Source organism: Janthinobacterium sp. 64, from assembly GCF_002813325.1.
GTDB lineage: Bacteria > Pseudomonadota > Gammaproteobacteria > Burkholderiales > Burkholderiaceae_D > Janthinobacterium.
On sequence record NZ_PHUG01000002.1, the window covers coordinates 137,201 to 163,283 of the forward strand.

Annotated in this window: 14 protein-coding genes and 5 pseudogenes; 8 read left to right on the forward strand and 11 right to left on the reverse strand. The window is 54.3% G+C overall.

The genetic code is table 11. The annotated features are described in order from the left end of the window. Window positions 1-61 precede the first annotated feature (61 nt). From CLU91_RS27020 to CLU91_RS28745, 3 genes and pseudogenes are all read right to left on the reverse strand, one after another. A pseudogene (locus CLU91_RS27020) lies at window positions 62-549 on the reverse strand (IS66 family transposase); the annotation flags it as partial. Then, window positions 524-1,882 carry a hypothetical protein gene (locus CLU91_RS27025; protein ID WP_100877011.1) on the reverse strand — a complete coding sequence of 453 codons (1,359 nt, stop codon included), beginning with the start codon at window positions 1,880-1,882 and terminating at the stop codon, window positions 524-526. The gene CLU91_RS27025 and the pseudogene CLU91_RS27020, both read right to left, overlap by 26 nt. 115 nt (window positions 1,883-1,997) lie before the next feature. Further along, on the reverse strand, window positions 1,998-4,832 hold the full coding sequence (locus CLU91_RS28745) for an SEC-C metal-binding domain-containing protein (RefSeq protein ID WP_269800659.1): 2,835 nt from the start codon (window positions 4,830-4,832) through the stop codon (window positions 1,998-2,000). A 431-nt stretch (window positions 4,833-5,263) separates the two neighbouring features. Between CLU91_RS28745 and CLU91_RS27035 the strand changes: the two genes are divergently transcribed. Next, window positions 5,264-5,620 carry a hypothetical protein gene (locus CLU91_RS27035; protein ID WP_232730968.1) on the forward strand — a complete coding sequence of 119 codons (357 nt, stop codon included), beginning with the start codon at window positions 5,264-5,266 and terminating at the stop codon, window positions 5,618-5,620. Window positions 5,621-5,715: 95 nt separating this feature from the next. On the opposite strand, the pseudogene CLU91_RS27040 reads toward CLU91_RS27035, so the two are convergent. From CLU91_RS27040 to CLU91_RS28090, 3 genes and pseudogenes are all read right to left on the reverse strand, one after another. Further along, a pseudogene (locus CLU91_RS27040) lies at window positions 5,716-5,859 on the reverse strand (transposase domain-containing protein); the annotation flags it as partial. Window positions 5,860-6,390: 531 nt separating this feature from the next. After that, the gene (gene dsr1, locus CLU91_RS27045) at window positions 6,391-10,221 is read right to left on the reverse strand and encodes an anti-phage defense-associated sirtuin Dsr1 (protein WP_100877012.1); all 3,831 of its coding nucleotides are present in this window, start codon (window positions 10,219-10,221) and stop codon (window positions 6,391-6,393) included. Between the two features lie 483 nt (window positions 10,222-10,704). Then, on the reverse strand, window positions 10,705-11,478 hold the full coding sequence (locus CLU91_RS28090) for an HNH endonuclease (protein WP_157814846.1): 774 nt from the start codon (window positions 11,476-11,478) through the stop codon (window positions 10,705-10,707). Window positions 11,479-11,982: 504 nt separating this feature from the next. On the opposite strand from CLU91_RS28090, the pseudogene CLU91_RS27055 reads away from it, so the two are divergent. The 4 genes and pseudogenes from CLU91_RS27055 to CLU91_RS27065 all read left to right on the forward strand — a co-directional run. Beyond that, window positions 11,983-12,157: pseudogene (locus tag CLU91_RS27055) on the forward strand (IS481 family transposase); the annotation flags it as partial. 201 nt (window positions 12,158-12,358) lie between these two features. Next, a complete protein-coding gene (locus CLU91_RS28095; protein ID WP_157814847.1) occupies window positions 12,359-12,619 on the forward strand; it encodes a hypothetical protein in 261 nt (86 codons plus the stop codon). A gap of 76 nt (window positions 12,620-12,695) precedes the next feature. Next, window positions 12,696-13,679 carry an IS5 family transposase gene (locus CLU91_RS27060; RefSeq protein ID WP_100877014.1) on the forward strand — a complete coding sequence of 328 codons (984 nt, stop codon included), beginning with the start codon at window positions 12,696-12,698 and terminating at the stop codon, window positions 13,677-13,679. 47 nt (window positions 13,680-13,726) lie between these two features. Beyond that, window positions 13,727-14,746 (forward strand): Fic family protein, encoded by a 1,020-nt coding sequence (locus CLU91_RS27065; RefSeq protein WP_100877015.1) that lies wholly within the window; start codon window positions 13,727-13,729, stop codon window positions 14,744-14,746. Between the two features lie 65 nt (window positions 14,747-14,811). Here the strand turns inward: CLU91_RS27065 and CLU91_RS27070 are convergent. After that, a pseudogene (locus tag CLU91_RS27070) lies at window positions 14,812-15,416 on the reverse strand (DDE-type integrase/transposase/recombinase); the annotation flags it as partial. Between the two features lie 56 nt (window positions 15,417-15,472). On the opposite strand from CLU91_RS27070, the gene CLU91_RS27075 reads away from it, so the two are divergent. After that, window positions 15,473-19,684 (forward strand): DUF4365 domain-containing protein, encoded by a 4,212-nt coding sequence (locus CLU91_RS27075; RefSeq protein ID WP_157814849.1) that lies wholly within the window; start codon window positions 15,473-15,475, stop codon window positions 19,682-19,684. 39 nt (window positions 19,685-19,723) lie between these two features. Here CLU91_RS27075 and CLU91_RS27080 read toward each other — a convergent pair whose 3' ends face one another. Then, window positions 19,724-19,903 (reverse strand): hypothetical protein, encoded by a 180-nt coding sequence (locus tag CLU91_RS27080; RefSeq protein ID WP_100877017.1) that lies wholly within the window; start codon window positions 19,901-19,903, stop codon window positions 19,724-19,726. A gap of 146 nt (window positions 19,904-20,049) precedes the next feature. On the opposite strand from CLU91_RS27080, the gene CLU91_RS27085 reads away from it, so the two are divergent. Together CLU91_RS27085 and CLU91_RS27090 are read left to right on the forward strand one after the other, a co-directional pair. Beyond that, window positions 20,050-21,774 carry an ATP-dependent nuclease gene (locus CLU91_RS27085; RefSeq protein WP_100877018.1) on the forward strand — a complete coding sequence of 575 codons (1,725 nt, stop codon included), beginning with the start codon at window positions 20,050-20,052 and terminating at the stop codon, window positions 21,772-21,774. Then, window positions 21,767-23,164, forward strand: coding sequence for a UvrD-helicase domain-containing protein (locus CLU91_RS27090; RefSeq protein ID WP_100877019.1), 1,398 nt, complete (start codon window positions 21,767-21,769; stop codon window positions 23,162-23,164). The genes CLU91_RS27085 and CLU91_RS27090 overlap by 8 nt, the downstream gene beginning before the upstream one ends. A 149-nt stretch (window positions 23,165-23,313) precedes the next feature. On the opposite strand, the pseudogene CLU91_RS27095 reads toward CLU91_RS27090, so the two are convergent. From CLU91_RS27095 to CLU91_RS27110, 3 genes and pseudogenes are all read right to left on the reverse strand, one after another. Beyond that, window positions 23,314-23,544, reverse strand: a pseudogene (locus CLU91_RS27095) (RNA-guided endonuclease InsQ/TnpB family protein); the annotation flags it as partial. Between the two features lie 165 nt (window positions 23,545-23,709). After that, on the reverse strand, window positions 23,710-24,951 hold the full coding sequence (locus CLU91_RS27105) for an RNA-guided endonuclease InsQ/TnpB family protein (protein ID WP_100877020.1): 1,242 nt from the start codon (window positions 24,949-24,951) through the stop codon (window positions 23,710-23,712). Window positions 24,952-25,073: 122 nt separating this feature from the next. Then, window positions 25,074-26,072, reverse strand: a complete 999-nt coding sequence (locus CLU91_RS27110; protein ID WP_100877021.1) for a S49 family peptidase — start codon at window positions 26,070-26,072, stop codon at window positions 25,074-25,076. Between the last annotated feature and the right edge of the window lie 11 nt (window positions 26,073-26,083).

Here is a 26,083-nt window from a genome sequence, read left to right on the forward strand (position 1 = left end):
CTTGAGCCCGTCAATGAATTAGAAGATGATGGCATCACACCGCTGGGAAGCGGCGTGTTGTTTAAGCAGAAGGGGGCTGCGCGGCGCAGTTCCAGGGCAAGAAGTCGTCGACCCGGTTGACCGGATGATCGGCGATATTGGACAGCACATGACGTAGCCAGGCCTCGGGGTCGACACCGTTGAGCTTGGCCGTGCCGATCAGCGAGTAGACGGCGGCAGCGCGCTCGCCACCGCTGTCGGCACCAGCGAACATGTAGTTGCGCCGACCGATGGCGACACCGCGCAGTGCCCGCTCGGCGGCCGAGTTGTCGATCTCGATGACGCCGTCGTCGCAGTAGCGCAGCCGTGCAGCCGTGCAGGCTACAGATTCCACGCGTACTGGTTTGCCGCCGCCGTGTCCAACTTGAGCAACAGTTTTTCGAGCATGGTGCGCAGCCAGCGGTCGAAGTCGTCAAGCAAAGGGCGAGCCCTTGATTGGCGAACCTGCTGTCGTTCGTGCGGTGGCTTGCCGCGAATCTCGGCTTCAATCAGATACAGTTCGGCGATGCGTAAGTTCCATAGCGAGTGCATTGTCAGGATCCATATGGAACTTGGCTTCGTCTTGCGATCGGTAGGCTTCATCAAGTTGAAGGTAGGTTTCCATGTCTGCGTAGTATCTGTCCTTGACGTTTACAGGGATGCGATTGGGGAATTCGACGACACTGTCGTCGGCTAAAACGAGGTCCGGTAGGATCAATTCAGAAAAGTTCAAGGATGCCAAGGATTTTCGTTGAAGAATCTTGCGATTATGAACTGTGCTAGCCTGAGCGACTTCCGCGTCAGGCAACGCGTTAAACTGCGCTAAACATTTGATCCGTTCAGGGATTTCAAATTCAAAATCGAAGAAAGATTCGTCGATACCTAGGATCTTTTCGAAGAAATGGCGGAGTGCATCGCGCGGCTCGTTCCGCAACCGCATCACAAATGCCGTGCAATCGCTTTCTTCCAAACACTCCATCCATCCCTTCATTAGTTGAACGGTTTTCAGGAATAGGACGGGGCGAGACATCCCGCGCCGCAGATCGGCGGCAATGACGACACCATACGGACTCTGGATGTTTCGCACGATAATATTTGCATAAGCCGACATCAGCATATCGCCAGCATCGAGGGAAAATCTAGCGAGCACAGCGACTAATTCAAGCAATTCTTCCAAAGACAATTCTTCAAAATGCAGCTTGCACAGATGGATGAGCGCCGAATATTCGAGATGCTTTGACTCATCAATGGCCTCACGGAAGTCCCGTTCAATACTCCGTCTCGCAACCAACTGCTCTTCCGCATCCAAAATTTTGGCAACATCATACAACTGAGACAGATATTCATTAGACGTCGCATGCGCTTCCAACACTGACAAGACGCTGATTGGTACCGTGTGAACGAGTCTGTTAGCACGGCTAAATATCAACGTCATGACGGCACCGTACCGCGCGCTGTAGTCGACCCGATTGTGGAGTACATCGCATTCAGATGGAAGAATAGCAGGTTCATATTTTAACAACTTGTGGTGAAGCTCAACCTCCGTGGTATTAAGCATAAAAACGTCCATCCGCCTCTGTACGTCGTTTTGGTGCAAAAGCCCATCGACCAACTGAAGTTTTCGAAACTGGTACTCCAAGCCCCACCTTGTCGTCGTCATATCCAAGAAATGCGTTAGCTCATGCCGTATCAACGAACGTATGCGTGCTCGGCGCTCGTACTGATCAATCGTCAGAACGTCGCTATCCGTCAAGGACGCAGATATATTGCTCAGATCCCTGCTTTTTTGCTGGTATAGCATAACGATATGGGAAAAAAATTCGAAGCTGCCGAAAGTCTTCGAGCTTCGCAAGAACTGATGCATGCTTTTAACCCTAACTATCTAGCTAGTCGAATAAACTGATGCTGATGAGATCGTAATTGTAAGCTACATGCGACGTCCGGTGGCGCGGATTATCTGACTCGTCCGCACTCCAAAACTATCCCACGAGCCCGCAGCCGCATTTCTTAAACTTCTTACCTGAACCACAGGAACAGGGATCATTGCGGCCGATTTTGACCCCGGAGGAAATTGGCGTACTCTTTTGGATTGCCGGATTACGTCCTCCCTGGCGCCGCTGCGGTATCGGGTTGGCCTTGATTTCCGCAACTAGCTCGCGTTGGCGCATGAGGACCAGGCGGGCCTGGGGTGCCAGACCGGCCGCATAAACCTGAAGCCGTTCCATCTCCCGCTCGGCCTCTGAGTACAAGCCACAGTAGGCCAGAACGACGGCATACTGTGCGCGGACATCCAGATGCCTATTCAGTAGCTGGTTGCCCACGACCACTGGCATGACGTGCTGCTCAAGAACCTCACGTGCTGTTACGAAGTCCTGCCGTACGATGAACTCGTCGGCGAGGTCTTGCCCGACGCGTATGAGCGAATCGATGGCGCCGGCGATGGCGTAAAACTTCATCGCATGGATTCGTTCAAATGGCGCGAGCACGTGCAATTTGCCGGCCACAATGGCCTTGAATTCGAGCGCATCCGCGAGTCGCTTGATGTCCCCCTGATCAAGTCCCGGCTTATTAATCAACGCCCATAGCTCGGCATTCTTCGCGCGAAAGACTTGATCACGCCGAATACCAAGGGCCGCGAACGTATCGTCTATCACCTGTTCCAACACCCTCATCGCCTTTTTGTAGTCCCCAAGATCATAGAACGCTGCAGCCGCGTTGTAGAGGAAGACGCGCCGGTACACAGGCTTGTCTGGCAATCGGCTATCTAAATCGCTAATCGTGCGCTGAACACCATTCTCGTCACCGAGATGCGAGAGAAGGAGCATGCGCTTCATCAGGAAGGACAGAATTTCTTCCTCACCGAGCGCTCCACTGTCGATCAATCGCCCCATCGCATCTAACCTACGTGCCACACGATCCATGTGCCCGAGTTTCATGTCAGAGAAGGCGAGCCCATCCAGAGCCCAGTACTGCTGCTCCGGATCCGATGCGTCCTTGGCGACCAGCCCCTCAAGCCCGTGCCAGATTTCGGCGGCCACGCCCATTTCGTGAAACATCTCTTCGCGGATAAGCTCTACCAGCGTCTTGACGTCCCCACTAGCCAGCAGCAGCCGTGTGTATTGCGAGAAGCGCGCTGTGGTCCGGCTACGCTCGAAAGACTCAACCATCAGTTCCTTGAGGGAATTCCGAGCCAGCGAAGCGACCCCCGCAGGCATGCCGGAAAGGTGCTGGCTTCCGACAACGCGAATGGCGTCATGCAGCCGGATTTCCTTGTTGCCATAGACCTCCACCACTCCTGCAGCTCGCAATGTCCGGATCACACCAGCAACTGCTTGCACATCCATTCCGAGGGCTGCTTCCAGCAGCTTGTTGGCCTCGGCGGGAAGCAGGCCAATATCAGATAGGCTCAACACGGCGATCATCTGTCGCGCAGCGAGGGGAAACGCGTCGAAGACCTTCGCCAGGATGACCTCTTGCGCGGTCTGCGTCAGGTTGGTCAACGCATCGACAGCGTTGCACATCTGGTCAATGCGACCGTCATAGTCTTCGCGGGCAATCGTGGCGGCGCTCCTGACGAACAGGGGCAGGCCACCCGTCAGCGTCTTCAAACGCCCCATCGTGGCTGCATCACCTCGACATTCCCACTCAACGGCCGCCGCCGCAACAGTGTCAACACCCCACCCGTTCAGTGGTTCTCGTCTAAGGCCTAGAAGAGCTTCGATCTCGGGTAACGTCCCCAACGGTTGCGCCAAGAGCATGAACCTCAGGGCCGACGTGACATCGACCATGCGCTTGATGCTCTCAGCCGAAATACGATGTACGTTGTCCAGTACCACGATCGGCGACAGCCCCGAGCTCTTGAGGTAGATGTCCAATTGGCGGAGCGACTCGACGCCAGTGGCTCCTGGCAGCAAGATCTTGCGCACCGCATCTGACCCGGCGCCGGCCAACTTGGCGGCCAGTTCACGCACCAGCGAAAGGGCGAGGGCCTCACCCGGTGTCTCCGAGCAGTCGAAGTAAGCGCAGTTGTGGCTACTAAAGGTCGCCGCCTGCGAAGCCCAAGCGGTCTTCCCGGCACCAGAAAAGCCGGAAAGGATCCGGACCCGGGAATTCGAATCGATCTGAGGCTCATTTTCCTGGGGGCGGTACTGCTCCGGTGGCGCAGGAAAATCCTGCAGTTGGATGATGATCTGGTCGAACAGCGACGGCAAATCCGTGATCTCGAAGGTGTGATCCGCATGGGGCGCTTCTCCGGCGGCCGCCGCCTGGACACGTCCAGCCAGTTTCCACACGAGGGAATCAGGCGCCAGCATGGCGAGGGGGACCGTCGTGGCTCGATCGACGCACCATGAGACTGCCTCATCGATGCCCGACCAAGCAGGTGGCAGTTGAGCAAGGGGGCCCGTACAGACGCGGCCTGGGTAGAGGACCTCGACATCACCTGCAAGTTGCCCTGTCCGGACTTGATCAGCGAGCGTCGGCCCCAAGGCACGGTTGACCACCACCACGAACGTAGCTCGGCCCGGTCTACGGCCCTGAGCGTGCTCTTGCCGCAACGCGTCAAAACGCTCCAAAGCAGATTTGATGTCCGCTGGCATGATTGCTTGGCCGCGCGTTTTGACCTGGATGTAGGTTCGCCCTGCCGAGGTGACTTGCTCGATATCCTCATCACGCTCAACCGCAACTGATATCGCGCCCGTCTGTTCCGAATTTAGAAGACAAGCGGCCGCATAGAGATGCTGATAAAGGAAACCGCGATGAACCGCTTCGATGCGGATTTCCTGAGCTGGGGCAAGCGTCGGGGCAGAGACCATGTATGCCCGGGAATTTGGTATTTGGGACTTATCTAGTGACATTTACGAGCGGCCCCGGTTTTGCATGACATCAAGTGCGGCATCCAGAGCCACAACAGCCTCGACCACGGTCCTTACCGCAGCGCGGTCGAACTCATGACTACGCTGAGAGTCATGTACGCCACTATTGAGAGAGCCCCATTCTATATTGGTACGCTCTCCTTGTGTCCGATATTATGGCTCAGGAGTGTCTACGATAGTCGTGGCGATTCAGGCCCATTCCAGGCCCTGGCGCACGATCGACGCATGGCGGGCATCGGTGCGCGGAGTTTTCTTGATATCCATCCCATCACTATCGAATACGCGACGATGGCGCACGGTACGGCGGCGTACAGTGCGAGGGTTCTTCCAGTACACTGCGTAGCTCGACTACAAAGCCAGGAAAAAAGACGATGTTACGTTTGATGTTGCCACTGCTGGCCTGCGCGTTACTGGCCGGCTGCGCCCTCACCCGCGTTTCCGACGCCACGCTGGCGGCCGAAGTGGGCCAGCTGCACGCGGTCGGCCTGACCATGGACGCGGCCAGAAAAGTCGCCACGGAACAGGGCTTCGAGTGTAGTCCGTACATCAACCGGGACGTCTCGGTATCTACCCCGCAAGGCACGCGCAAGACCGACATGCTCGAATGCAGCAAGAAGTCGCTGGAACTGGTCTGCCCGCAGCGCCGCTACGTGGTGTTTAATATCGAACCTTCTACCGGCTTGGTGCGATCGGTTGGCAAGCGGTTCAACCAGAATTCATGCTTTTGATGTCCAGATCAGCGTAAGCGTCCACTCTGCACCTTATTGAGTGCAGGGGCGTTTTGATCGATGATGGCGTCACACCGCTGGGAAGCGGCGTGATCTCAAAGGGCTGCTGGCAGGTTGCAGTTCCAGGGCAAGAAATCATCAACCCGATTGACGGGATGATCGGCGATATGCGTCAGCACGTGACGCAACCAGGCTTCGGGGTCGACACCGTTCAGCTTGGCCGTGCCGATCAGCGAGTAAGCGCGCCTGACATCCAGAGAAACAAACGGCCGCGATGCTGGTCAAACCCACCTGACATCGTTTTCGAGAGCCCACCATGGCCAAAGCACTTCTTCCTGACGACCTGTGGGCGCTGATTCAGCCTTTGCTGCCAGCAGGAGCCGAGGTGCCCTGCCAGGCACCTGGTGTGCGATCTCGTAGCTGCCTGATCAAACGACGAGATCGGGTCTGGCCTGTCTATCTCCCCTGCCCTGCAGACACCCACGCCGCGCGCTAGCAAAAGCCGGCCGTCCCTAGCCATAACTGCCGGCGAAGGATGGCATAGCTGACCGCAGCAGCAGCAGCAGCAGCAGCAGAGCGCATACTTCAGAGCGCTATTTCGGCACAGTTGGTTACGATAAACTAGACCGTCATCTGTTTCGTTCGCTCGGCCACGCTCCGGTGGTGGACTGGTCATCATGAGCCTCCGAGCCCGACCAATTGCGAAAAGCAGTATTTTGAGCGTCTGGCGAGCTCTTGACGATTCACACCATGGAATTTGAATATGCCAATTAGATCCCTCGTCTATGTAAATAGTCTTTGAGCCGACGGTAGTTCGCGCGTTGAACAAATTGTGGTGCGGCTTGTGCTATCTCGGTTAAACATAGGTCCAACTCTTGGGACACCCACTGTTGGTCCGAAATCACAGCATTTAGTAGCTGCATCGCCTCCTCTGGAAACCGTTTGCAAAGTCCAGATCTTTGCAATAGAGATACCATGAAGTTAGGAGACTCAATTGGTATTAGCCAGTCCTTAACTGTGGCCAAGGCTGCTGGGAATTCACCTCTGGCAGCAATGACTAGCCGGCTCAACGATTCGGCAATTCGCGGCGTAGCCAAGTCCCGAGATTTAGGCCATATTTGGAGCCAGAATGGCTGCGCTCGGTTCTTCCAATAGGCCTCACGCTGCTCGGCCGCACCATCAAGTGCTTGGTACAGCGCCTGTGCGCATTTCTCCAATCCAGATGGTGGCAAAATACCAAACGCAGATCGGAAGTCCTCGATTGAGTATCCATCTGTCGGCCCCAACGCCGCAAACGTCAAGAATACAGCATATTGCTGACGACGTTCGCCAAGATCCGCGTAGTGTTTCGCGGCTTCTAAGAACTGAGTTTTAAAAGCGGTCATCAAGGGTTGATATAACCGTGGTGATAAGAGGAAACCTTCCCAAATAGGTCTTGCATCGTCTAAATTATTCCAATTAAACAGCGGCAACAGAAATTGATCTGTCCAAGCCCTATCTACACGAAAAAAAGCAATCAGCTGCGATGCCAGCAATACGCGGCCGTGACGGAAACGATCTACACCAACGTCGCATAAGGTACCGAACAAGGGGCCAATGTCGGCTGGAAGCAGATCGTCGTCGTTGGGGTTCCGTTTGAACCAAAGATTAATCAAAGTCTGAGTAACATGGCCGATCGGGTGGTTGAACGCGGAACCCACCGGATCGTAAGTTTTGACGCCATTTCTCGTGATATAAGAATCCGTCCCAACCTCTAGTGGTAGCTTCAGCACACGATGGCACAGCTCAAGCATAATATCCTCGCGGAGATTGCTCGACTTGGAGGCGGACTTTATCCACCAAGAAACTGAATGCGCTATCTCTTGGAGAACTGAATCTGGCATCGTCTGTACTAGGTGTGCGGCGAAATGCCAGGAACGTGAAACCGTAGCGTCCTCTGCCCAAGTCTGCAGAGCATCGCGCCACCTGCCTTTCGGCCAGATGTCATCCCGTGCCAAATCGCAGAGCGCGGCTAAACTTGAAAAGAAGCGAGTGCGGCAAACGTCATGCCAGTTATCCTCGTCAAACGGTAGCCGTACCGAAGCTGGCTTTTTCAACCATTCAACGATATCGCGCCGCTTCCGAGGCGCGATATCAACGGCACGGCTGTCTTCATAATCTGGATCGCCGGTACCACTCATCCAATGCGCGAACTCGTCGCGCTCATTCGCCGCTAGGTGCCATTCTGGGTAAGCTTCGGACAGTTCCCTCAGGCGAGCTGCTGCAAGCGCCCCCAACGCGACACCGGACATGTTCAGTTTGGCCAAATGGAGCCATACGGAGTGAGACACTGTGCTAATCCAGCGATCCTGCTCATGGTCCTCCTCCTCCCCTTCCCGCTGCGGACCTACAAGGATCGCAGCCTCAAGACGCGCTTGAGCAGCGCCCTTCAACTTTCGCCCCTGCAGAACAAACAATCTGTACACCTCCCGTCTGGTGTTCGAGGACCATAGCCACCACGTGCCATCGGCCAGCAGCCAATCCACCCACTGCTCGGGCGGGATACACTCATCCTGGCTGGCGGCAAAAAAGGCCAAGCGTTTAAAGGAAGGGTATGGCAACTCGAACCAAGCAAGAGCAATTCGCTTCGCGCGCACACTGTCATTCACACGGACGGCATTCCATGCATCCCTCAGCATTTCAATCAGACTTACCCAATCATGAAACCCTTGGTTTTGCCAGTGCGGCGTGATTGAGGGAAGATCCCAGTCTGAACGATCACTGCGGTCATCGGCCCCGCCTAGCTCCCGCGAAAGGTCCAGCGCATCGCGCAGCAATTGCTGTAAGTCCTCGATCAGCAGTGGCAAGGCAGCCACCCAGGTTTCGTCGGTAAGGTCGTCTAGAGCGGAATGCACATTGTCAGAAGAAAGTACAAGTTCCCAGTCCACTAGCTGCCAAATCTGGGTTGGTTCGGCAGAACTCGAGTCAACATCGGCCCAGCGAAATGGTTTCTTCAAGGTCACCTTAGGAGCAAGTAATTCGCGCAACTCCAGCCGCACCGTAGTGGTTAGCCCCTCGCGTTTAAGTCGATTTTTCCAACGATACAGATCTGGATCGCGCCACTGAGACTTTACCCTTCCACTCAGCATAAGGCGCCATAACGTGCGCATCAAGGCCCCAGGAACAGACATAGGCGCATAGAGGCGCATTTCATCCAATTCTGATATTTTCCCTTCTTGCTCCAGTGCAGCAATGCGATCTAAACCCTGCTCGATCAGAAAAAGCCACCTGTCGTGTAACTTCCCGCCCCGCTCCGCGATCCATATGATTAGTCTCGCGTCATTGAGATGCCGCACTAGCCAGCGGGCTAGGTGAAACATCGCGTCATCCCAATGGCTACCTGTGACGCCTCCAGAAGCCAGCAACATTGGCTGCGCGCAGTCATAAGGTGCAGGTCGGCGAACCAGGCTGAAGCGCAGTTTCGCATCAGCCTCAAAGCGGGGTGGGACACCAAATCGCGCCAGATCAGCATACCCGAAGCGCTCGTCCGCGAAGGACTCTAGTAGCCAATCCAGTGACGGGGCGGGGTTAAGATCTGCAAATCGCTTAGCTGGCAACCCTGACTTATCTGACAAGGCCCAGAGCATCCGGCCTACGAAGTTATCTGACAGCGTACTGTCTTGTGGACGAGCTTGAGCATGTTTGACGATGATCGCCTCTTTACCCTGCACTCCGTCGCGGTGAGTGTTTGACCAAGCGACCAAGGTTTGGTGCAGCATTGAGTGGTTGTAACTACCTGCTGGGACGTTATAAAGAATAGGTGTTACGCCTTTGGCTTCCCACTCGAGTGTCGTCCGAAGCTCCTGTCCTGGTTCACAATCGCCCAACGCCCACGCCTGCGGTGTGACTTCGCCTAGCAACCGATCAGCTGCCAATGCGTCCATCATGTAGCGCAGAATTGGGTCATTGATGCTATAGCCCACAAAGCAAACCACGTAGTTCCGAAACAATTCGCTCACAAAGCGTGCCGCCCAGCGCTCAGTGAGATAAGCAGAGCCGAAATCACCACTAGTAACCACCAGACGATTCAGGACCGTTTCGTTCATCTTTTCGGGTAACAGCCCGTGCAAATAGACCACCCCATTCCAGCGACTATTTTTTGGGACCGGCAGCATTGGTGCTGCGTACGCTTCGAAGGCTTGGCCCGTGCGTCTGGCCGCCACATGAAACACGCGGTCGAAATTAGTAGTAACCAACCGCAGCGCATCGTTGCGGCCACGCGCTAGGCGCAACAGTGCTACATGCGTGTCAGTGGCGCCCTTACGGCGGAGCTTCGGTTTTAGCGCCCGCGCCAATGCGGTGCGGACAGCCAGACGCTGTCCAGGCAAGCGACGCTCAAGTAGTTCGAGGGTAGCGTCGAAATGCCCAGCCTCGAACGCCGCGCACTCAATCTCCGAACACTCCGTGCCATTCAGACGGTATATCTCTTTTACCAATCCATTGAAGCCCGGCAGGCCAGCGGGATAGGAAATGCCAGCTCCGCAAAAAAAAACTACGCGACCCTCTTCGTGGGCTTGCAGCAACGCATCAGGTATGTCGGGGCCATGATTAATGAACTGCACTCAGACTCCTTGGTTGATACCAAATCCAGGACGCTCGGAAATGTCGCAGGTAAAACGTTAAGTTCACAAATTTCGTTAATTCATTGACGTTAATACGTCATAAATTTTAAGGAAATAATAACATTTTGATAGAGTGTCGGCAATATCATATGTAAACGTCCTAGGCATGCATACCTAATCGAAGGATACAGAAAAATTCTCACCATTTTAGTTACGCGGATCCTCCGGTAAGGAGGTGAATCGCCACCAGTTCACTAGACACTCACGAATCTCGCAAAATGCTGCTTTTCGTAAGGCCGGGAGCAACTTGTTGTTGAAGCGGTGGCGTACGCGCCGTCACTGCCCCTCCTATCCCTGGTCCGGGTGATCTTACGTTAACGATCCGCGACGAACGCAGGGGCGATATTTTTTCACGTTGTCTTTTTGCTTACCTGCAGACTCATTTACCAGCGATACATTCAGAAGTGGTGTCGGGCACTTTGTTTACTGGCAATGCGCTGGAGATATCTGAACGCCTTCATACTGTGCATAGTCGGGATAAACGTTTGTTGCTAGTCTTACCTTGCAGTCTTCGTCGAACCACAGCAAATTATTATCGTACAGCGCATGTAAGTCTTTCCTAATCATGAAACCATCGCCTGCACTATTTTGTCCAGAACGCCAATTTCTTCCAGTTTTATGCGCTGCGTCCAAAACTTGTCTAATTTTGCAGCCACTTACAATGCAACGGCCTTCACACGCAATAAAAACACTCTTACTAAATGCTTGTTGATCAGGCCGTACTTGGACTTCTGCGAACTTGGCAGCCCTAGTTTCTAATTGCTCTTTTTCAATATCACGAGAACGCGTTTCTATTAATTCCAATATTTCTTCTTTTCCTTTATTGAAGCGCCGAAGTCGCCCATTGGGATCTGTTCCATGAAGCTTGCTAAATTCCGTAGCTGTGATCGGATTTTTCCTCAAATCGGCATACCAATCTACTTTTCGGTGAAACTCTCGGACTTCCTTTTTGCTTACTATGTCCTCAGTGCGAGTGACTCTCAGTACATCATTATCAGAAAATTTTCCTGCGGCAACCCCTCCGATTCCGTTTTCCCACATCAAAACTATTGCGCCAATAGCTGGTTGAGCAAGTTTTTCAAGGTCGTCTTCGTCCCTACTAAGTACAGCAATCCCACGCTCCAACCATCTATTATGCAGACTTTCGCCGGGATTTGTCACCTGATCAGTATTAATGGTGTAGGTATCTGGTAGCAATTAAATTTCCTCTCAAGATTTTATTGAAATAAGTCAATCAAAGATAAAAATACGATTCTACTATGTTTTTTTGAGATTTATTAATTTTCGATATTGAAAAATTCAGATAGTTGATATCGTTCTTTTGGGTTATTCTGAGTGAAAAAATTAAATGATCCGCTGGTTGTGCAGTTATTTAGTTTCGTGCGATCATATTCCTCGTCTTAGCCTGGCCCTGTTCCGTGCCTTCCCATAGCAAAACGCCTTGTGACGTTAATCTTAGGATTCGCGGGGCGCGGCGCAATCGATTCGAATCGTCTTTCGTATTATTTCCGTTCTACAATGATGCATTTAAGTTAAAGTGTTGCGTTGATCGAGTGAGTCCGCAGCCGTTAACCGCCCAAGAGCATAACAAGTTGCCAATCGAAAAACTCACACATTGTCACATGCTTGTGCGAAAGTCCGCTTGGGGGGAAAGCCATCTGTCAGAATCAAGTCGCTGCAGCCATCAACTCTGGTGGCGATAGCCAGGCCGATCTGGAGACGACCTTGTTCAACTATTTAAAGCTTTACAACCACCACATTCCACAACGAGTCATCGGTGCAAAAAACACCCATCCAGGCGCTCAAAGAATGGCAGCAAAAGAAGCCGGAGCTATTCGTGAAGCGCGTTTATGATGAAACGGGACTGGACATTTAATGTATATTAAATCCTTTAAGCTCCAAAGTTCCAAAGTTCCAAATTTTCGAAGCATTAATAGTCGCTTTTCGAGTTTGTACAGAATCTTAGTAATGGGCTACAAGATAAGCCGACAGGGCAGTCTAGCCCTATTGGCTGGTTTGCGGGCCGTGGTATGCTACGGCAGAGGTTTATCGATCATTCAGAAAGGGCCGTGGATTAGTGAATATTTCAACCACCATTTTGTTGTCACATTGGGAAAAAGACTTAGGAGACGCTGAACGTCTTTGTGCAGATTTACTACGGATAGAGGCGTTTGAAGATGTTGATCCTCAACATCCACTTGGTGGCCCCGATGGTGGGAAAGATATTCTCTGCAGCAAAGAAGGCAATTCCTTTGTCGCTGCCGTTCATTTCCCGCGCGATTCTATTACTTTTTCAGCCACCACCAAGAAATTCACTTCCGACCTAGGGAAGCACTGATTTATTCATCTGGCACCGTTCCCTGCTGAGGTCCGACCTGAGACAATAACGGTATCGCCACCGTCCGCCATCGACCATGCAAAAGAGCTTTTCTGACCTTGAATATGCTGCCAAGAAGAAGCTGACGCGGCGCGACCTGTTCCTGGCCGAGATCGACAGCGTAACGCCCTGGGGCAAGCTGCATAAAGCCGTCGAGCCGTTCTATCCGAAGGTCGAGGGTGCCGGCCGGCCACCGATTGGACTGGCGCGCATGCTGCGCATGTACGTAGCCCAGCAATGCTTTGGTTTGTCGGACGAAGGTATCGAAGACGCGATCTCCGACAGCCAGTCCATTCGTGCTTTCGTCGGCATCGACCTGGGCCGCGAATCGGCGCCGGACGCGACGACCTTGCTGAAGTTCCGCCACCTGCTTGAGGCCAACGGGCTGACGCGCCAGATCTTCGACACGATCAACGGGCACTTGGCCGAGAAAGGCTTGATGATGCGCGAAGGCACCATCGTCGACGCCACGCTGATCGCCGCGCCACCGTCGACCAAGAACAAGGATGGCAAGCGTGATCCGGAAATGCACCAGTCGAAGAAAGGCAACGACTGGCACTTTGGCATGAAGGCCCACGTCGGCGTCGATGCCGCTTCTGGCCTGGTGCATACGGTTATTGGCACGGCCGGCAATGTGGCCGATGTAACCCAGGCGCACGCGTTGCTGCACGGCGACGAGACCGCCGCACTCGGCGACGCCGGCTATCAGGGCGTGGAAAAACGGCCCGAAAACATCGGCAAATCGGTGACATGGCACGTGGCCATGAAGCGCTCCAAACGCAAGGCGCTGCCCAATAACAAACTGGGGCGCCTGATGGAAAAGTTGGAGCATCTGAAGGCCAGCGTGCGGGCAAAAGTCGAGCATCCGTTTCATGTCATCAAGAACCTATTCCGTCATCGTAAGACGCGCTATCGCGGCTTGGCCAAGAACACTGCACAGCTTTTTACCTTGTTCGCCTTTGCTAATCTGGTGTTGGCTGGACGGCGCTTTACGATCACCGAATCCCGTAGTCCGTCTTGATTGCAGAAAGACGCGCAACATCGCCTCAAATTGAACGAAAAACGGGCTTGAACGGCGCGCCGGTCGGGTATTTGGCGCGCCAGCCTCGCCAGAAAACCGAATTGATCAGCGCTTCCCTAGAAGAGTCACTCAAGCATCATAGAAACGGTTTTATTTTCTTAACGAACCAACAGTTGACTGTCAGCGAGCGTAGTACGCTGGAAAAGATCGCAGCAGGCAAGCGCAAACGTTGTCTGATTTACCACCTCGAGCGTCTTCGCGTAATGCTAGACTCTCCGGCCGGATACGGCCTCCGCCTTCGGCGTTTGGGAGCGGCCATGAGCAATGAAGAGCAGGCTGCCTTCTTCGCGACGTCGGGCCAGAGCTTTACAGAGGCTCTCAATGTTCAAACCCGGGCCATCGATTCTCTCGCTCGGCGTATTGACCGGTTTGGTCAGGAAGGTCTAACGCTTATAAGGGACACAGCCGCTGTCGTCGCTGGTGCTGTGCGGGGCGAGCACACCGCACTAGGGGCAATGCTTGAGGCGGCTGCAGCCACAAGCTTCAAGCGGGCCTTGGAAGACCCAAAAGATGCTGTTAGCACCCATCTTAGTGCTCCATTACTTCGTTATGTGCACCGGTTGATCCAAGCGATTGATCCGGCAATAGCTGGCAAGTTTCGCGAGACTCAGGTTTGGCTTGTCGACCCAACCGGTACCCCGACTCCCGGCATCGAAAGCCCTTCTTGGGATAAGGTCGCGGGCCTAGTAAAAGTACTCGTCGATGACTGGAACCGCGATTACTCAGGACTGCTCGAAAATCCAGGCATGGTGATTCCTTCTATCGCGCGTTTCTTCCATCGATTGGTTTGGATACATCCCTTTATTGACGGGAATGGCCGCCTCGCTAGGGCGATACTTGCTCTCCAGGCTCGCGAACTACTGGTCCTGCTTGAAGACCCTGTCCTGGATCATGGAGCAGAGTACTACCTCGCACTTCGCGAAGCGGATGAAGGTAAATTTGAACGTTTTGAGCACCTCGTTGAAATAGCGGTGAAGCACGCTGGTTATCTTCAGAAATCTGAATGAGATACTTAGAAACCTTCCAATTCTACGATGATCTTGCCCCCATATAACCAGACACAGCCAATCGTTTAGTTAGCGCCGCTTTCCTGAGCCCGGCGCGCCAGCTCCCTCCTGTACATGCGAGGTGATTTCAAGTTCAACGACGAATGAGGATGCACCTCGTTGAAATGCGTAAAGCGTCTTGCAACTGGGCGAGCACGACTTCTGCCGTGCTGCGGTCCATCAGGCTGACGTAGTCCCGTTTGAACGTGTTCACGAAGCTCTCGGCCATGCCGTTCGATTGCGGGCTGCATACCGGTGTATGCACCGGCTCGATGCCCAGCTCGCGCGCCAGCGCGTGCGTTTCATGGGCTCGATAGGCGCCGCCGTTGTCGCTCAAGAATTCCAGCCTGGTCGAGCCGACGCTGGCCTGGCCGAATCTTGCCTCGACCGCTTCCACCAGCATGTCGTGCACGGGTTCGCCAGGCATGCCACGTTCCGCCCAAGCGCGCCAAGCAATGATTTCGCGGTCACAGCAATCCTTCATGAACACACCGGTCACCACTTCGCCGTTGTCGCAGGCGATCTCGAAGCCGTCCGAGCACCACCGCTGATTGGGTTCGTCCACCGCCACCACGCCATTGTGCACGCGGCTGCTTACTGGGCGTTTGGGCGCCTTACCCAACAAGAATGACGGCGACAACAACCTGCCTCAGATTACAATGGAGACAATATAAGGAAAACACTCGAATGTCCGATACAGGCCGCCTCCCCACTGCTAGTAACGCTCAGAACATTGGTTTCAGAGCCGAAAAATGCTTCACAGCACTCTGTCCAGAAACATGGCTTCCCAAGAGCACAGACGGCACGGACGATTTTGGCATCGACTACCAAGTTCAAACTTTGCAGAATGGCCAAGCTACCGACATGTTCCGGGTTCAGCTAAAAGGGACGACCATACCCGACCTAAACGGTGAGGGAATCCATTTTTCTATTCAACTCAAAGCACCGACCATTCGTTACTATGCGCGCTTTACAGAGCCCATACTACTTGTCCTCTGCGATCTGAGCGCTAATGCCGTCGCCATAAAATGTCCGCTTTATTACGTCTGGATTCATGACGAGTTGCGCAGATTGAACGCACGCAACCTTCCCGACGAACAGCTCTATGTGACCCTTCACGTTCCCAAACAAAACACTCTGAACGGTGACACAGATCTGTCCAAGGACTTGTCGCAATTTAGAGCGCTCGCGAACATCGGAGCCTCGCTGGACATGACACTTGAGAAGCGAAGCCCGTCAATGGACCAGAGAGAACGAGCTGCCCTGCTCGGAAAGCTTCCCGGGGGATTCTCGGCGCGGAGCACCGCCCTTATGGAGTCCCTGTCCGAGGAGCCGGCAACTGTGTGGCCGGACAGGCCGCCTGGATCAATGGCTTGGCTCTTGTTCGAGGTCGAAAAAGATTTGAACACCGGGGCGTTCGAGCGAGCTGCAGGACGACTTGTTTCGGCAAGCGCATTGATGCACAAAGCTGTTCCATTGGAAGTCGCGGACTACTGGCATCTCACCGGACGCGAGAGCCTATCTCGTCTTTGCCAAAACGAGGCCTGTGGTTCCTTTGAGAAGGCCATGGAAGCCGCGCCAGGGCATCCAAAGTATTTGGCTGCTTGGGCAGAGACTAAGTTTGGCATAGGTTTTTCTGAAGACAGTCCTGGTGATATGGGCGCCATACTTGCCAAATTGACGTCCTCCGAACCGGCAGTCCTGTCGATCAAGGCCCGCATTCTTGCCGCAGAAAAAAGATTCGACGAAGCGGAGCAGACGTTGTCAGCGTTCTCCGGTGCTGAGCAGCTCTCAGCCTTGGCCATCATCCGCACAATGCGCTCACGTTCCACAGATGCCCTCGCCGCCTGCGAGGCCGCCCTACTGCTGCCAGACTTGAAAGATGGGACGCGCATTCTGTTTTTGATCATCAAAGCCCGCGCCCAATTCAACATTGCGTTGAACCTGGATTCGGAAAGCGGAAGTCACCCCCTCCCGCTGACAGGCAGGCCCGAAGTTAATTTGAATCTGGTGCACGATGCTTGGAGCGGCATGAAACTGGCTGCGGATGGCCTGCGAGCAAGCGGCTGGCCAGTCAACGTCGAATTTTTGGCTGATATTCTTTGCGCCGCCAGCTCAATCATCGGCAAAGAGGAACAAGCGCTGGCGATCCTGAAGGAAGCGGTGGAAAAGCGCCCAACTCTTCCAACACTGCAATCCGCTGTAGAGTCTTTGGCAGCCCAGACAGGAGACTTTGATCTTGCACTGAGTTCGAACGCGATGCAACCGCAAAACTCCACCACTAAGCTTCGCAAGACCGCCATGCTGCACGCCACAAAAAGAGATGCCGAATGTGTCGCGTTTTTCGAGACGCAGCTTCCTACACTTAACCGCACCGATCCCATGTTTGGGGAAGCGCTCAGTTCGGCCATCACCTCGGCTGACCGCTTGGTCAGGGGGGACTTAGTCGAGACATGGTTACCGCTTTTTGAAGGAACTCCAGAGCTTTCATATCAACGCGCGGTGTGGAACTACTCCTCGACCGTCTCCAAAAATAAGGCCAAGCGAACCCTAGCACTGGACGAGCTTTTCGCCGAGTTTGAAAGCCAAAATCGGCCATTCACGCTCGCAATTCATTTGTTTCATGCACTCAATCCTCATCAATTGGCCGAGGCTGAAAAGATCGTCGCTGTCGCAGAGGTGTTGATGGGAGACAGATTATTACCGGTGGAACCACTTCTGCAATTAGGACAGGCTTACACAACGCTGGGGAGATGGGAGGAGTTATTGGCGCTCGCGGAGGATGGCCGCGAGCGTTTCGCAGAGAACCCAACATTGGCCGCAGTCGCCGCTTTGGCCCTGGACCGGTTGGGCCGCACAGCAGAAGCGCGTGCGCTGCTGTCCCCGATAATTGCGAAAGGTGTATCGGAACTATTCGTCCTCACGGTTCACATCGACATCTCCATTCGATGCGGCTTTATGGATGAGGCAATGGCAATGACGGAGAAAATGCTGGCTCTGTCCAGTGGGAGCGACAGAAAAGTAGAACATCTGAAGTTGCTTCATCATTTGGTTCGAGCGAAGAATTCGTCCGATCCGCGCGCGCACGCAATCGCTTGGCGCATCGGAGAGTTGATCGACCCCGACGACGAAATCGATGAGAGCGCATTCCTAATGATGGTCATGACATCGCCTCATCCCACAGAGCCCGACGCAGAGCAAATCATAGAATATCAAGCCAGGCTGAAGCGCTACTCTGAGAAATTTCCGAACTCGAAGGTATTGCGTTCTGCGTCTTTTGCTGAAAACGCGTCGCCAGAGGAAATGTTGGAGACATTGATGAGGTTGGTTGGGGATACTCCCGATAGCATTGAGGCCCGCCGCCAGCAAGCAGAGTCGTTAAGTGAAAAGTCGAAAGGAGCGCCATTCGCCTGGCGTCCGCAACTCGACGCAAATTTGGGGCGAGACCTTCCTTCACTGTGGGAAGCATCCAAGAAAGCGAAAGGCACAGATCAATGCCTACTGCTGCAAATGATCCCGGGGCAATGGAACGCATTCCCGTGGGACAAGATGCGGGATCAAATTCCATTGATGGATCATCTCTCGTTGTTGGTTGCTAACGACCTCGACCTCATCGACCTGATTTTCAAACTTTTTCCCAAAGTGGCCGTTGCACAGCGGACCATGCTTGAAATCGGCAAGCTGGCCGACCCTGTTTTTGGCTCATTCGCTGGAGAAAAATGCCGATCAATACAGGCCAGTCTTCAGAAGCACTTCGGACAACTGCTACAACCTAGAAGCGCCAAGGCAGATGCGGAAGACGACGGTGTCGCCTCCCTCCGAATTGCGGCAGAGATCCAAACTTTATCAAAGCAACCTCAGCATCTTTTGTACTCCGACGATGCCATTTTTAGAATTTATTGCCAAGGGCATGATGGCGATTTTCAAAGCATCTGCGTCCTGGACATTTTGGCTACGCTGGAAAGCAGCGGACTGCTAACTTCGAGACAGGTAGCGGAGAAGATTGGCCAGCTATGCAGCTGGGGCGTTGGAATCGCAGTCCAGCAAGGATGTCAGCTTGCCAGCCTGCCCACCAGCTTGTCCACTGCAAAAAATGTGAAAGAAGGCGAGGACATCCTTCACTCCTCAGAGCTTTGCATTTCCATTTTCAAGGGTATGTGGGAGCGTTTTGGCCAGACGTATGGAGAAATGTTACAACATGCTTCAAGTCTAACGGCGGCAATGTTACTCGACGCCAGCCACAGCCCGATATCCATCGCCGCGCTGATCGCCGTTTGGCATGAGAAAACATTGTTGGCCTCCAATCCACCACCCAACGTAGAAACCTCCTTGGCTCTCTTGGCCAGGAATACAGCGATGTCGCTCCCCCTGTCGGGAGCTGATGGCTCTATCAGCCTTAAGTTTTGGAAGACTTATCAGCTGCTGCTGGAACGTTTTCAGCCGGAGAAGGAAAATGCGGTGAGGTTGATCGATGGACTACTCATGATCGCATGCGTAGCCATTAACAATGACGTGAAGCCTGAGAGCTTTAGCCGCCGTTCTCTCAAAACATTCTTCGAGTCAGGGCTTAGGGACGGTTCAAATACAAAGCGCGCATTCCAAAATTGTTGCAAGCTTTGGCGCGAGGATGTCGTGAAGAAACTCGGAAGGCCTCCCATATTCGTAGATCATTGGACGCCAGCCAGCGTATCGAGGCCAGACTATTGGCGTCGTTGGGTTGGTCAAGGTGGTAAGGTAAACGTGGCCTATTACGGAATAATGCCCCCTACTGCTCCACAACCAGATCTTACGCCGCGAGTTAGTGAGGATGAAAATGTCAGGGACTATGGATGCGAGAAGAAATTGGTCACCCCTCACATTTTCGCGGAGTCGCTCCGTTGGGTGCGCCAAATTCCTTGAGGTTAGATAACTGAGTCAGTTTTCCACGAGGCCTCAAAACTAATCGATGGTCTCGTCGAATTCAAATGGCTGGGTGAGGCGCAGCCCGAGCAGCGCGCTGATGACTGCAGTTTTTCCTGCCTCATGTTTTCCAACCAGGCAAGTGAGGTCGCCAATTTCGAACTCGCCGCTATCTTCGACAGAACGATAGTTTTGGACTCTGGCGCCTATCAGCTTCATATTTTCCCTATAGTTCGAATCATTAACTGAAAATTTTCACTGCTAAAAAATATTGAAAGAACAGCCAACAATTCTTGCTCCTCGTCACTAATATAAACTACTATTGTTTCTAAATACATACCAGATGATATCCACCTGAGGCCTGCATGCAGATCAGACAGTTAAAAATTCAAAACTTTCGCGGTATTGCTTCCTTGACTTGGGCTCCCCGCGATGCATTCTGCTGTTTAATTGGAGCCGGCGACTCCGGGAAATCCACTATTCTTGACGCGGCTGAGGCTGCTCTGAATTCCCGCTGGTTTTCTTTTTCTGAATCTGACTTTTTAGCGTGCGACACAAGCAAAACCATCGAGATCGAAGTAACCGTGGGAGAGTTGTCCAGGACTTTGAAATCAGATGAGCGTTTCGGACTATACATACGAGGTTGGACATCCGGCGGAGAATTGCGGGATGAGCCTGAGACCGACGACGAGCCTGTTTTAACTGTGCGCCTCACCGTGGATGCCACATTGGAACCCGTTTGGGAACTGGTATGCGACCGGGTAGAAACCCCTCGAACAATATCCAATCGAGATCGAGCGCTGTTTGGTCTAGTTAGACTTGCAGGCGATGACGCACGCCACTTGGCATGGGGACAGGGCTCCGTCCTGTCGCGGTTGACCGGAGACAACAAGGAAGCGGCGTCGCGACTAGCGGAGGCATACCGTGCCGCACGCGACAGCGCCAAGCTGGACGAAATCGAATCTCTCGCGACGACCGCGACGGCGGCCGAAGGCTTCGCCAAGGGCCTGGGGGCATATGTAGAAGGACATTATGAGCCGGGGCTAGAACTTGGGCGCTCTGGTCTATCCTCGGGATCGATCGCGCTGCATGACGACGGAGTGCCGCTAAGGCTTGCCGGATTGGGCACTCGCCGCCTTGCGACGCTGGCCATACAGAAATCAGCAATCTCGGAAGGCGCCATCATTCTGGTTGACGAAATCGAGCATGGCTTGGAACCGCACCGCATCATTGGCGCAATATCTCAACTCAAAGCAGGCCAAAGCTCGGCCGCCGCCGCACGCGCCCCTGTGGGCCAAGTGCTGCTGACTACCCACTCCGATATAGCCCTAGCAGAATGCGGCGCTCAATCGCTCCACGTCATCAAGACATCCCGCCCCGATCGCGTGACAACCGCGATAAAGACCGAGGCACCAGTCCCAATTGCCGCACTGATGCGCTTCACTCCGCGCGCATTCTTCGCGAAGCGCATCTTAGTTTGCGAAGGCATGACCGAAGTCGGCTTGCTGCTTGGAGTGCGAGAACAATGGCCTAGCAGGCATCAAGGGAGACCCATCGAGCAGATGGGCGTGGCCTTGGCCGACGGTAACGGTGCACAAGCACCTGCCATGGCGTTGGCTCTGGCCGCGCTAGGCTACCCCACTGCATTGTTCATGGATTCGGATGTGCCGTTGCCGCCGCCCATCATCGCGTCGCTGGCGGCGGCCAACGTGCCCATTTATGAATACGGCAGCATGCTCAACACTGAGCAAGCGATATTCTCGGCGGCCAGCGACCAAATGGTTCAAAATCTCCTCGCGGTCGCGCGAACAAACCATGGCGAGGAGTCGGTGAGCGGAGCCATCTTTCCGAGAATGGGGATGAGTCTTGCGACTGTGAGGGAGGACTTTCAAACTTGGGAACTCAACAGCAATTTGAACGCGGCGCAGCTTAGGGCCGCGATAGCAGATGTGGCGAAAAACAAGAAGTGGTTCAAAGAGCTTCGCTACGGCAGAGAAATCGGCCAGATCGTCTGGGGCATCATGGGGGAAAATAATCCCGCGCCTCTAACTCAAATCCTGCTTCGTTTAGAACAGTGGGCCTATGCCTAGCCCACAGGACATCTTCGCACTGGGAAACGCCGCAGTGGTAGCGCCCGCTGGCCATGGCAAGACTGAGGTGATCGCCAACGTTGCCGCGCTGGGCCGACGCGCCCTTGTGCTCACTCACACGCATGCCGGCGTCCACGCGATCCGCTCTCGCGTGAAGCGCCTCGGCATTCCGCAACACGCTGTCGCCGTGGACACCATCGCTGGATGGTGCATGCGCTATACACATGCCTTTCCTGGCATAGCAAGGCCTTGTGATGGAATGCCTAGGACGAGCGCCGAATGGGAGCATCTCTACCGCGGTGCAGTCCTCGCATTGAGCGTCTCTGCTGTAAGGGATGTCATCGCCAGCTCCTACGATCGCGTCCTCATTGACGAATACCAAGACTGTAACCACGGCCAGCATCAATTGGCAATCGCTTTGTCCGGGATCGTGCCGACCATCATATTTGGAGACCCTATGCAGGGCATCTTCGAATTTGCTGGCGCGACACTGAGCTGGGAGAGAGAGATTCACAACCACTTCCCGTTCGCAGGCACATTGGAAACGCCGCATCGCTGGGCTGGCAAAAATCCAGAGCTAGGCGCATGGATCGCCCAGACACGTCAAAAACTCATGGCCGGCGAGCCTATCGATTTGGCGGACGGTCCGATCACCTATCGACAATCAGACGACGCCTTCGACATGGCGACATTTTTTGATGGCATCGATGCGCGCGAGGGAACCCAAGCCGCCATCCACTGCAACAAGGCCATCTGTTACCGTCTCGCACAAGCCACGCGTGGTGGATTCCAAGCCATCGAAGAGATGGCGGCTGGCCGTCTCCAAAACTTCGCCGCCGCTTGGGACGCTTCACCCAATCAAGATCAACGTCTAGCTGCAATCAACAGCCTTATGCAAGAATGTTTCCACGTCAAACAGCTCGCGGAGAATGAAGCACCTAATCAGGACGATGCGGCAATGGCCGAAGAAATGGGATTGGTCGCTGCCGATCTCGGAGGCAAAGCTGGTGCCTTAGCTGCACATCGACTATTCGCGATAGCAAAAATGCGGCCAAACTGGCGATTGTTTCGCAGGGAAATATGGCGCGATGGAGAAAAGGCTATCGCGGAGTTAGGGGCGGAGCGGGTGAAAAGCATGACAGAGGCGGCAGCGAGTATTCGGCAACGCGTGACCAACTCCGGACGTAAGATGCCACTACGCACCGTTTCCACGCCTCTTTTACTAAAGGGCCTCGAATTTGATCACGTAGTGATTCCCAACGCTGCACATTTTCTTGGCGAGCGAAGCGCCAATGCAAAGCTGTTCTATGTGGCCATATCCAGAGCGACCCAGACTTTGACGATAAGCGCAAGCAACAGGCTCATCGTTTTCCCAAAACCCCAGATCTAACCAATAAAGCATATGGTGACAACGAGCAAGACTGAATTGCCACGAATTCACTAGACACTCACAAGTCGCTTGAAATGCGGCTTTTCGTAAGCCTCGGAGCAGCTTGTTGTTGGAGCGGTGGCATACGCTATCGCCAGCGATCCCTAATCCGGGCACGTCTGGTTGATGTGGTGCGGCGGCACGGCAAGCAGCATGCCGCCATTCCATTCCATCTTGTGGGCGAGTTTCCGCCTGAACTCGTCCCAGCCCTGGTCGAGAATGGCACGGTGCAGCGCGGCTTTCTGACGCACACTCTTGCCCGGCTGTTCGACAGTGCCTTTGGCGGACCTGGACATATTCTGTACCTGCAAATCCTCAATGCAGACGAGCGCGTGGGTTTGGCAGTTGACATCCTCCCCGCCTAACGGACGGGGGTTTCTACGGCGCAACGCGATGACTTGCGATGCGCTTCGGTGGGTTCCTGCTTCTTCGAGCGGCCTGACTGCGCCATCTCTCCACAGGCTAGCAAGCGGTGCCCCCGCTCAAGCACTTGACATCCTCCCTACCTAAAGGATAGAGATCTCTACAGCGCGGCGCGATGAGTTGCCACGCGCTTCGGTGGGTTCCTGCTTCTTCAAGTGGCCTGACTGCGCCATCTCTCCACAGGCTAGCAAGCGGTGCCCCCGCTCAACAATGTTAATCGCGCCCACCACGTCTGCGTGATTTTTGTAGCCGCACTCGACGCACAGGAATTTCGCCTGGGTCTGCCGATTGTCTTTTGATATGTGCCTACAAGTCGGGCACGTCTGGCTAGTGTGGTGCGGCGGCACTGCCAGGAACATACCGCCGTTCCACGCCATCTTGTAGTCTAGCTGCCGCCTAAACTCGCCCCATCCTTGATCGAGAATGGCGCGGTTCAGCCCCGACTTCTGGCTGACTTTCTTGCCCGGCTGTTCGATGGTGCCTTTAGAGGACCTGGACATATTCCGTACCTGCAAATCCTCAATGCAGACGAGCGCGTGAACTCGGCTGATCGTCGTTGTATTTTTGTGCAGGAAATCTTTCCGAGCATTGGCGATGTCGCGGTGAATTTTCTGGACGCGCGCGTTCGCCTTCTTCCAATTACTGCTGAATTTGATCTTACGGCCCATGCGCCGCTGGTAGCGCGCCAGACGCTGCTGGTGTTTCTTGAAGCTGTTGAGCGGCGCGATGAAGCCGCCGTCGCTCAGGGTGGCAAAGCGGGCGATCCCAACGTCAATCCCGATCGCCGTCGCTGCTTTAGGTACGGGGGATTCGACCTCGCGACGGGTCAGAATCGACGCGAACCACTTGCCGCATGACTTGCTAATGGTGACGTTGCGCAACTCGCCGATGACCTCGCGGCTATTCCGGTAGCGCATCCAGCCCAGCTTGGGTAAAAAGATACGGTCGTTACCTTCATCGAGTTTGAACTCCTTCGAGCTCGCGTAGCGGAAAGCATCACCCGTACCCTTGCGTTTGAACTTGGGAAAGCCAGCACGCTTCTCAAAGAAGTTTTTAAATGCCGTATCGAGGTCTATTAAAGCTTGCTGCGAGCTGCTGCACGGCGTGTCCGACAGCCAAGGGGTTTCGGAACTGTTGCGCCAGGCTGTTAGATATTTCGCCATGGCCACATAGCTGATGAATTTGTTGCCGGCTGCGTGATTTTCTTTTTGCAGAGCCAAGGCTTTGTTGTAGATGAACCGGCAAGAACCGGCGAAGCGGCGCATGGCGCGCTCCTGGTCGCCGGTTGGTCTCAGCTCGAACCTGTAGGCTTGAATTCTTTCCATGATTCTTCAAGCTTACTCGTGTGAAGGCAGTATCGGCCACAAGAAAGCTAGCCAATTTGCGCCGTATTTTGGCTTGACATGGGTCGCATACCGTACGAAATTGCAGCTCCGCTCTCCCTCCCCTATCTAAGCTTAAACTCCTGCCTCGCGATGATGTCGTCGAACGCAGAAGTGATCGAGGTTGAGATCAGGGTACCCATTTGGCCAAATCCGCCAGGGTGTGGTCCAAAGTTGAATGCAGTCACATCCTTTTGAGCATCCACGAAGTCATCCATCGTGCCGATGGCATCGATCAGGCCGATTTCCTTTGCTTCTAACCCACTCCAGATTTCCCCGCTGGCGTAATTGACGTCGTGCCGCAGGACGCGGCCGCGCCGTTCCTCTAGTTCGCGCAAAAAGGTTCGCCCTACCCTGTCCACCAAATCCTGCGCCTTGGCTTGCGCGTCCTGGCTAGGCGGTGTGAACGGATTCAAGAATGCCTTCAGGTGACCGGATGCATATACCTGCTGCGAGATTTCCATCCGATCCAGCGCACGCGACAGTTGCCATGGCGCGATGATGGCGCCGATCGATCCCACCAGACTGTATTTCCCTGCGATGATCTTGTCGGCGTGCAACGCAATCATGTAGGCAGCCGATGCGCCGACGTTGCTGATCGCCGCCACTACCGGTTTCGGGTGCTTTTTCCTGAAAGAGTGAATCGCGTTTCCGATACGCTCGGCCTCGACCGGCGCGCCACCGGGACTGTCTATCGCGAGAACTATCTGCGTAACGTTGCTGGACTCAAACGCCCGCTTCAGTGCCGGCACGATCTTGTCTGCGGACGCGAGTGAGGTTGCAGCGATCTCGCCCTCGATGTGCACAATGCCTATGACCGGGCCGAAGGGACCTATTTTAAACTGCAACGTTTGCATGAAAAAGTACAGACCGAACAAGAGTGGCATGAGAACGAGCAACGACTTCAGCGTCAACGTGAGGCGGCGAGCAAATTTTCGATCCCGTTCAAGCGCCAGGCGTTCTTCCCTGAATCCCGCGCGTTGTTCGCGTATCTCGGCCAACATCAGTAGTGCGAGATTGGTGGCCTGCAGTTCAGCTTGACTCTTATCGTCATTATTTTCCATGGCGTTTCCTT